7 protein-coding genes and 1 pseudogene are annotated in these 8,657 nt (G+C 67.2%); 4 read left to right on the plus strand and 4 right to left on the minus strand.

Annotated elements, in window-relative coordinates; all coding sequences use genetic code 11:
* Positions 1–815: 815 nt before the first annotated feature.
* Complete coding sequence (locus tag ACFPZI_RS37330) at positions 816–1,076, minus strand: hypothetical protein (protein WP_461111230.1); 261 nt, start codon at positions 1,074–1,076, stop codon at positions 816–818.
* On the opposite strand from ACFPZI_RS37330, the gene ACFPZI_RS31400 reads away from it, so the two are divergent.
* The 3 genes from ACFPZI_RS31400 to ACFPZI_RS31410 all read left to right on the plus strand — a co-directional run bounded on the left by ACFPZI_RS31400 (position 966) and on the right by ACFPZI_RS31410 (position 4,236).
* Positions 966–1,940, plus strand: coding sequence for an NAD(P)-dependent alcohol dehydrogenase (locus tag ACFPZI_RS31400; RefSeq protein ID WP_461111229.1), 975 nt, complete (start codon positions 966–968; stop codon positions 1,938–1,940). The genes ACFPZI_RS37330 and ACFPZI_RS31400 overlap by 111 nt on opposite strands.
* 55 nt (positions 1,941–1,995) lie before the next feature.
* Positions 1,996–3,078 carry an MBL fold metallo-hydrolase gene (locus ACFPZI_RS31405; protein WP_381370300.1) on the plus strand — a complete coding sequence of 361 codons (1,083 nt, stop codon included), beginning with the start codon at positions 1,996–1,998 and terminating at the stop codon, positions 3,076–3,078.
* Between the two features lie 249 nt (positions 3,079–3,327).
* The gene (locus ACFPZI_RS31410) at positions 3,328–4,236 is read left to right on the plus strand and encodes a TIGR03619 family F420-dependent LLM class oxidoreductase (protein ID WP_381370303.1); all 909 of its coding nucleotides are present in this window, start codon (positions 3,328–3,330) and stop codon (positions 4,234–4,236) included.
* 504 nt (positions 4,237–4,740) lie between these two features.
* Here the strand turns inward: ACFPZI_RS31410 and ACFPZI_RS31415 are convergent.
* The 3 genes from ACFPZI_RS31415 to ACFPZI_RS31425 all read right to left on the minus strand — a co-directional run bounded on the left by ACFPZI_RS31415 (position 4,741) and on the right by ACFPZI_RS31425 (position 7,971).
* Positions 4,741–5,331, minus strand: a complete 591-nt coding sequence (locus tag ACFPZI_RS31415; RefSeq protein ID WP_381370306.1) for an antibiotic biosynthesis monooxygenase — start codon at positions 5,329–5,331, stop codon at positions 4,741–4,743.
* Positions 5,332–5,358: 27 nt separating this feature from the next.
* Entirely contained in the window at positions 5,359–6,798 is a 1,440-nt protein-coding gene (locus ACFPZI_RS31420; protein ID WP_381370309.1) for an aldehyde dehydrogenase family protein, read from the minus strand.
* A 165-nt stretch (positions 6,799–6,963) separates the two neighbouring features.
* Positions 6,964–7,971: a helix-turn-helix transcriptional regulator gene (locus ACFPZI_RS31425; protein WP_381370312.1), complete on the minus strand. Its 1,008-nt coding sequence runs from the start codon at positions 7,969–7,971 to the stop codon at positions 6,964–6,966.
* Positions 7,972–8,011: 40 nt separating this feature from the next.
* Here ACFPZI_RS31425 and ACFPZI_RS31430 point away from each other — a divergent pair.
* Positions 8,012–8,512, plus strand: a pseudogene (locus ACFPZI_RS31430) (transposase); the annotation flags it as partial.
* Positions 8,513–8,657 lie beyond the last annotated feature (145 nt).

Here is an 8,657-nt window from a genome sequence, read left to right on the forward strand (position 1 = left end):
CGCCACCAGATCACACGATCAAGCCCGCCGTACGGATCGCCATCGAACACCCGAGGGTTGGAAAACAGCTAGTCAGACGGCTCTACCTTCTTGTTCGGGTTGATCGAGCCATTCGTAGGGTTGGGTCGCCCAGGGGTGCTGGGTGTGGCTATCAGGCGGCTGCCGTCTCGTGGCTTCTGACGCTTCGCCGCCCGGCGCCCCACGACGACTCGGCCGCCGATTACGGGTTGGACGGCTGGTTGGAGTTGACCGGCGGTCACCCCGCGGGCACTCAGGTCGGCGACCTCGTGTTGTCGTCGAGCCTGGACTTCACCGCGCCCGACAGCCTCGTCGCCACGGGTACCGGCCCGACCGCCGCCGTGATTTGGGCGGGTGCGGCCATCAATGTGGGGGAGGTGAAGGCCGGCCTGGCGCGCGACATCGCGAAAGGGCTCCCCCCACCCCGGGATTCGACCATGCCGTCCACACCAGCCGCCTGGTCGCCCGAGTCGAACAGGCCTCGCGCACCGGTCTCCGGCAGTGAAGGCGTGGGACAAGTCGCGCACCACTGCACTGTCGGTGCTGTACGGACAGCCAACGGCGGCGCCCTACTCGGTCGGGCCCGGTGTCCGCGAGCAAGGTCGCGGACACCGGGCCGGATCGCGGCAGTCCGAGAGAACCAGGCCGTGACCGATATGGGAACCGATGCGCGGTGCGGGCAGCCGACATAGGTTCGGTCGCGTTGGGAGGGCCCCTGATGCCCACGACCTGATCTGGGAGTCGTTGATGATTTCTGTCCTCTGCCACCACGGCGCCGACGGCGCTTCCCGGGAAGCTCACGGGGTATGACCACGTCCGCGCGTGCCGCCGTTCTCGAAACGCAGGACGGGCCGTTCGAACTCCGTGACATCGAGATCGAAGATCCGCGAGCGGACGAGGTACTCGTCCGCATGGTCGCGACCGGAATATGCGCGACCGATGCTCATGTGCGGGCGCAACGCATGGTTACGCCGCTCCCGGTGGTACTGGGGCACGAGGGCGCGGGAGTCGTCGAACGTGTGGGGGCCGCTGTCACCACCGTTGAGCCCGGTGACCACGTCGTCCTCTCCTACCACTCGTGTGGCCGCTGCAAGCCGTGCATGTCCTCTCACCCGGCCTACTGCGACAACGCCTGGGCGGCCAACTTCGGAGGTGCCCGCCTTGATGGCTCGAACGGGCTGCACGTCGCCCAGGGCGCTGAGCCACACGGCCACTTCTTCGGCCAGTCCTCCTTCTCCACCCACGCTCTGACCCACCAACGGAACACGATCAAGGTTCCCCGTGATCTGCCTCTCGAGGTCATGGCACCGTTGGGGTGCGGGCTGCAGACGGGCGCGGGGGCCGTGCTCAAGGCCCTCGCTGTTCCGGCGGGGGCGTCCCTCGCCGTGTTCGGCGTGGGCGCGGTGGGCTTGGCGGCGGTCATGGCGGCCGGCGTCGCGGGTGCCACCACGGTCGTCGCCGTCGACGTCGACGCCGGCCGGCTCGAGCTCGCCCGTGATCTCGGAGCGACACACACCGTCAACCCCGGCCAGGTCGAGGATCTGACCGGCGCGCTCCGCACCATCGAGGAGCGCGGTCTGGAGTACGTCCTCGACACGAGCGGCCGCGCGGAGAATCTCGACGCAGGGGTCGGCGCCTTGGCACATCTGGGGCAATTCGGCTTCGTGGCGTTCCATGAAGGCGCAGGCGCCGTGATCGACGCCGGCCGGCTCTCGGTCGGCCAGTCGTTGCGAGGCATCGTCCAGGGAGACGCTGTCTCGTCGCTACTGATCAACGAACTGGCCCAGCTTTATCGAGCGGGCCGGTTCCCGATCGACCGACTGCTGTCCTTCTACGACTTCTCAGAAATCAACACCGCGTTCGAGGATGCGGGCTCGGGCCGCGCTACCAAGGCGATCCTTCGATTCATGTCACCGGGATAGTCCATCCCCGTCCCCGCTCGACAGATTTCAGACAAAACAGAGAGGCATCTCGCCGATGTGCCAGAGCAGTCAGAAACCCATCAGCGTCGACAACAGCTCGACCTTCTACGGGATCGACCACTATGGGTTCCCCAAAGCGGGGGTCGATGACCCGTCGGACCCCGAGGAGTACTACCCCGCTTACTTCCAGAGTGAGCACTTCCAGAAGTACGGTTACCACGTCGAAGAACTGCGTGGCGGCTTCTACTGGGTCACCAGTGCCGGCTACGACGCCGCATTCGTGGTGACCGAGCAGGGCGTGATCGCGATCGACGCACCGCCGACGCTGGGCGAGAACATGCTGGCGGCGATCGAGGACGTCACCGACCAGCCGGTCACCCACGTGATCTACAGCCACTGGCACGCCGATCACATCGGCGCGGCCTCCATTTTCGGTCCCGACGTCGAGATCGTCGCCCACCGCATCACCAAGGAACTCCTGGAGCGCTTTCCCGACCCGAAGCGTCCCCTGCCGACGAGGACATTCGACGACGAGCTTGTCCTCGAAGTGGGCGGAGTGCGGCTGGAGCTCTCCTACAAGGGCGAGAACCACTGCCCCGGCAACATCTTCATCTACGCACCACAGCAGAAGGTGCTCACCGCTGTGGACATCGTAAGCCCGGGAAGCGTTACGTTCATGCACTGCGACGCCTCGCAGAACATCACCGGCTGGTACGAGGCGCAGTCGCAGATTCTCGAATACGACTTCGACTTCCTCGTCGGCGGGCATCACATGCACTACGGCACCTACGAGCAGGTGAAGCTGTGCGTGGAATACTTCGCCGACGTGCTCGAGGGGGCGACCGCGGCGGTCGAGCGGTTCAGTCGCTCGGACGCGCTCGGCGAGATCATGACCGACACCGGCTGGGACAGGATATGGGTCGGCACCGAGAACTGGATCAACTCCATGGCGAACTACACCACCCGGCACGTCCTTGAGAAAGAGACCAGCAACGGCCAGCTCTGGTGGGAGCGGCTGGCAGGTGCCACCACCCAGACCAAGTACCACGCGTACACCGTGCTGGAGTCGATCCGGCTGGAACGGCCTCGCCCGAACTACCGTATGCGGGGCGAGAGTCCCCCGGTCTTCATGACCTGACGCCGTCCCGAACGATACGACCGGATGAGCGGTGCGACGGACTACGCCGGTCCGTCGCACCGCACAAACGAAGGCTACGTATCGCCGATGGCAAGCGATCAGGGTCTCCCTACCGGGGCGACCCATCCGTCGGACATGGTGGCCGGAGCCTCTCGCCGCCAGCCGTCCGAGCAACATCCGAAGGGCCCGCAGAAAACCGAAGTTGATGCTCACCATTGTCATTTTGTCGTTGTCACTCCAGGAGTTCGCATGCGCATCGGATTCTCGCTTCCGCAGTACGGCGTGATGGCACAAGAGCTCGGCAAGCTCGCCGACTTCGCCCGACAGGCCGAGGAACTCGGGGCCGGCAGCCTATGGGTGGCTGACCGCGTGCTGGCCGCGGTGAATCCGAGCGTGGGCTACGGGGGAACGGACACGATTCCGTGGCAGATGCACGCCGCCCTCGACCCGTTCGTGGCGCTGAGTGTTGCCGCGGGCGCCACCGAACGGGCACTGCTGGGCACCTCCGCGCTCATCGCACCCTGGTATCCTCCGCTGCTGCTCGCCCGGTCGCTGACCGGTGTCGATGTGGTGAGCGGGGGACGTCTCATACCCGGCCTCGGCACCGGCTGGTCGCCCGAGGAGTACCAGGGCGTGGGCGTTCCCTGGAAGGAGCGGGGCGCGAGGCTGGACGAGTGTCTGGACGTGCTGGAGGCGGTGTGGACCACCGAGCCCGTCGCGCAACATGACGGCAGGCACTATGCGTTCCCTGCCGCCCACATCGGGCCCAAGCCGGTCCAGCGCCCCCGTCCTCCGGTCTATCTGTCCGGCTTCGCCCCGGCCTCCCAACGCCGGGCGGCCCGTCGCGCGAACGGCATACTTCCCGTGGCGGTGCCCGTTCGGGGTTCCGCATTCGACGCTGATGCCGTAATCAACCAGCCGCTGCAGCAGGTCCGCCGCCTGGCCGAGGCCGAAGGCCGCGACCCGGCCGGCATCGACGCCATCCTGAGGATCAACCCCACCTCCGAGTCGACCATGCCGGAGATCGCGGACATCGTCCTCCGTACGGCAGACCAGACTGACGTCGACCACGTCTTCGTGGACTTGGTCTACCTGGCCGACCAGGGCGTGGACCATTGGCTGGAACTGCTCCAGCAGACACTGGAACTGAAACGCTGAAAGCCGCGGTACGGCGAAGACCCGTCAGCCGCACCGCCCTTTTCCTGGGGCGGTGCGCAGGGCCTCGATGGCGTGGGGCGTCTGCTGCGGACACCAAAGGCTTCACGTTGGTCACCTGTGTTGCCATGCCCGGTGTCCCCCGCCATGTGGTGGAGTACCTCGCTCGACTGCTGATCGCGCACGGCGCCGGATCGGCACGCCGGAGAACTCCCGGGCCCTGGGGCCGTGCCGGCATTCTGTGATGGTGCTGCGCTGGAACGGCCTCGCCCGAACCACCGCATGCGAGGCAAGAATTCCCCGGTCTTCCTGACCTGACGCCATCCTGAACTGTACGACCGGATGCGCGGTGCGACGGATCCTGTCGATCCGTCGCACCGCGCATTGCCGTGACGGTGCGGTTCTGACGCCGCCATCGCAAAGTTCGGTGACGTTCCCAGAACCCGGATGTCCCGGGAACGGGCCCGTCGAGACAGCTAGGCGGCTCGGGCCGTTCCCAGGGCTCCGTTATCGCCCGCCGGTCCCTCGGCCCACGGCCGGGGTGGAGAAGTAGAGCCACCGGCGAAGGACGATGTTCATGGCCGGCATCATCAGATACGTCATCAACGTACTGAACAGCAGCGCGAGAATCGGCACTCGCGCCGGCAGCGGCAAAGCACCGAGCGCCGGACCCAGAAGGCCGTTGGCGATCAGGGCGACCGGGAGTACGCCTGCGAAGGCGGCGAGCGCCATCTTCCACCGGGGCGGTGCCACGGTGGTTGTGTCTTGTGGACCGGTGAACCAGCTCTCCATTCCGGAGAGTTCGCGACGGGCCACTTCGGTCTGATGGTGGCCCTCGCAGTTGTCGAACAGTGCGGCCCGCTCAGGGGACGTCGTCCAGCCCTGTGCGGACTCGTGATCGCGGAACCGGTGGATCAGGATCCACGGCTCGGCGGTCGTGGGAGGTCGGAACAAGCCATCCCCCAGGTGGCCGGGAAAGGTGGAGGCGGTGTCGGTCACCCGCCCGGACCACTCCCGGAAGTCCCGCTCGTAGCCGGGGTCCACCGTGCGCGCGGTGAGCAGGGTGACATCGGTCGGGCCGTCGTCTGTCTTGGTCATCGTTTCCCGTCCTGCCGTCGTGAGCTGTCAGAGTCGTGGTGCCACGTGAACGAGGTGCTTGGTCTCCTGAAATTCCTCGATCGCGCGGATGCCGTTCAGGCGGCCCACACCTGACTGCTTGAAGCCACCCTCCTCGAACTGGTCGTGGATCATGGCCCAGGTGTTGGTCCAGACGGTCCCGGCCTGCAGCTCACGACCGACGCGCAGGGGGCGGTCGACATCACGGGTCCAGACACTCGCGGCCAGGCCGAACTCGGTGGCGTTGGCGCGCGCCACGGCGTCGGCCTCGGAGTCGAAGAGTTCGAAGGTGGCGACCGGTCCGAACACTTCGCGCTGCACGATCGGGGCGGACACGTCGGCGACCTCGATCAGAGACGGACCGAGAAGCGCCCGATCCCGCTTGCCCCGCACGAGCACGGTGGCGTAATCGGCTGCGGCGGCCACGGTCTGTTCGACCCGTTGGGCGTTGCTTTCGTCGATCATGGCGCCCATCTCGCTGGCGGGGTCGTTGCCAGGCCCAACCCGGACCGTTTCGAGGGACGCGATGAGCCGCCGCCGGAGTTCGTCGGCCACGCCGCGCTGGACCAGCACCCGACTGCCCGTCATGCAGAACTGGCCCGCGAACAAGGTGATGGCCTTGGCGAGCACGGGCACGGCCGCGTCCAGGTCGGCGTCGTCGAACACGAGCATCGGGGTCTTTCCGCCCAGCTCCATGGACAACGCTTTCAGCGTCGGAGCGGCCTGTTCCATGATCACGCGACCGACCGCGGTGGAGCCGGTGTAGCTGACCACGTCGACATCGGAGGAGGTGACGAGCTCCGGAGCACCGGCGTTTCCGCTTTCGGTGAAGACGTTGAACACCCCCGGATACAGGCTCGGAGTGTCAGCGACAATCTCGCTCAGCAGCCCGTTGACCAGGCCGGTCTGCGCCGGCATCTTCATGACCACGGTGCAGCCGGCGGCCAGAGCGGGAGCGAAGGATCGCACGGAAAGGTTGACCGGTGAGTTCCACGGCACGATCACACCGGCGACGCCCGCAGCTTCGCGCAGTGTCATCGAGTACATGCCGGACCGCACTTCCGCGGCCCGGCCGTAGTCGGTGACGGCGAGTGCCGCGTAGTAGCGGAGTTTGGGGATCGTGGCTTCGACTTCGAGGGCCGCCTCGGAAAGTATTTTTCCGTTCTCTCGCGCCAGGAGAACGATCAGTTCTTCCTTGCGATTCTCGAGCCGGTCGGCCAGCTCGAGCAGCGCTGCCGCACGTCGGTGGCGATCACGGGACCACTCGGTGGAGACGAAGGCCCTTCGAGCCGCGGCCACGGCGGACTTCGCTTCCTGCGCACCGCCGTCGGCGAACGTGCCGAGCAGCTCGTTCGTCGCGGGGCTGCGTGACTCGCCGCGAGAGCCTGAGTCGTGCCACTGGCCGTTGATGTAGTGGCGCGCGTGGGGCAGGGTTTCGGATGTGGGCATGAGGTGACCTCTCGTCGTGCGTCGACCGGAGTTTCGCCGCGGTCCGTGGGACAGAGAAAGAGACAGTGACAGCGACGTTACGGATCAAGGGCCGTCTTCGAATCGGGCGGGCAATCGGTCGTTCGCCGGGGGCAGTGCGACTGGCCCACCGCGGCGTCTCTCAGCTCACCGCGGCTCGGAACCGGTGTGGGTGCCGCGCAGCTCCGCCCGCGTGTTGATGCCGAGCTTGGCGAACACGTTCCCGAGGTGGTGGCCCACGGTGCGGTGGCTGATCCGCAGATGTACGGCGATCTCGCGATTCGTCAGCTGCTTGGCGGCCAGCTGCGCCACCCGCTGCTCCTGGGCGGTGAGCCCGTTCACCTCCCTGGTGTCCGGGCTCCCACGACCTCCCGGCGGTCCGGTGAGGTCCTGCTCGCGCTGCGCGCGTCTGTGCAGCGGCTCGGCTCCGAGTCGGTCGAACACCTCGATGGCGCCACCAATCTGGATGCGCGCATCGATCCGCCGACGGCCCCGTCGCAACCACTCGCCATAGAACAACTGAGCACGCGCGTGCAGCAGAGGGTGCGATCGGGTACCCGGCACGTCGAGCGCGGCCCGGAAAGCATTCTCGACTCGGGGGCCTCCGAGGAGCGCACGGGCGACGTGCGCGGCGGAGCGAGCCCACGGCGCTCCGGTGCGCCGTACCCAGGCTTCGAGTGCCCGTACCCGTTCCTCCGCGAGGTCGTGTCTTCCGACGTGCACAGCCGCCTCGGCGGTGTCGAGAGCGGCCAGGAGTGCGAAGGTCGGGTGCTCCGCGCCATGACCCGGCTCGGCCAGGCGCACCAAGGTGGCCAGCGCTTCCTCGGGACGCCCGTGGAACAGCGACGCCATGCCGCGGTTCCAGTACGCGGCCGCGCTCAGCGCGCGGACGCCCCGCGGGAGTGACGTCTCCAGAGTACGGGCGGCGACCTCCGCGACCGCACGCTCGTCACCACGCGCGGCGGCGAGCCAACCCAGACTGGTGCGGCAGTAGGAGGCGATGTGGTCGGCGCCCACGTCCTCGGCCAGCCGCAGTCCCTCCGTGGCCGAGGACTCTGCTTCCGTCCAGCGACCGGCGACGTTGTCGAGCATCGCGGTCTGGGCCAGGGCGAGGGCCAGTCGGGTGCGCTCGCAGCGCCGCCGCAGGTGCGGCATTCGACAGCGCAGCGCATCCCTCATCGGCTTGTCGATACCCCAGTACGGCTACTGCGCGTCGCACTCCCGGTACTTCTGGGGACTGCGACTGCACCTGGTGTGCACGCTCGGCGGCCTGCCGATCCTGTTCGCCCTCACCGGCGCGAAGGCCGACGAGCGCGAGACGCTGCGCGACATGCTCGACACCGCACCCGACATTGCCGCCGCCCACCCCGGCCAGACGATCATCGGCGACAAGAACTACTACGGCCGCGAGTTCGAGCACGACCCCACCGAACGTCACCTGCGGTTGCTGCGGCCGGCCCGCAAGGGAGAGGCCGAGCGGGCCGGCGCGCACCTGTTCAAGCCTCTACGGCAGGTCATCGAGTCGATCAACCAGACCTTCAAAGGACAGCTGGACCTGGAACGACACCGCGGCAAGAGCCCGGCAGGGGTGGCAGCCTGCGTCCTCTGCCGGATCCTCGCGCTCACAGCGGCGATCTGGCACAACGACAAAACCGGGCAGCCCGTCAAACGATCACTGACCGCCTACGATCACTGACCGCAACAACACCCCCTTGGACTCATTCATCTAGGCCCGGACTTCGCGGGTCACCGTTTCAGGTCTGTGGCCAGCGGGTTTTTCCGATGTCGGTGCCGAGGAGATCGAGGAGGTGGAGTTGGACGCCGCGGGTGATCTGGACAGT

Source organism: Streptomyces chlorus (genome assembly GCF_042655885.1).
GTDB lineage: Bacteria > Actinomycetota > Actinomycetes > Streptomycetales > Streptomycetaceae > Streptomyces > Streptomyces chlorus.

Coding starts and splice junctions, on each gene's coding strand:
- ACFPZI_RS31420 (WP_381370309.1), bottom strand. CDS start 6,798: ATGCCCACATCCGAAACCCTGCCCCACGCGCGCCACTACATCAACGGC.
- ACFPZI_RS31425 (WP_381370312.1), bottom strand. CDS start 7,971: ATGCCGCACCTGCGGCGGCGCTGCGAGCGCACCCGACTGGCCCTCGCC.
- ACFPZI_RS31410 (WP_381370303.1), top strand. CDS start 3,328: ATGCGCATCGGATTCTCGCTTCCGCAGTACGGCGTGATGGCACAAGAG.
- ACFPZI_RS31405 (WP_381370300.1), top strand. CDS start 1,996: ATGTGCCAGAGCAGTCAGAAACCCATCAGCGTCGACAACAGCTCGACC.
- ACFPZI_RS31415 (WP_381370306.1), bottom strand. CDS start 5,331: ATGACCAAGACAGACGACGGCCCGACCGATGTCACCCTGCTCACCGCG.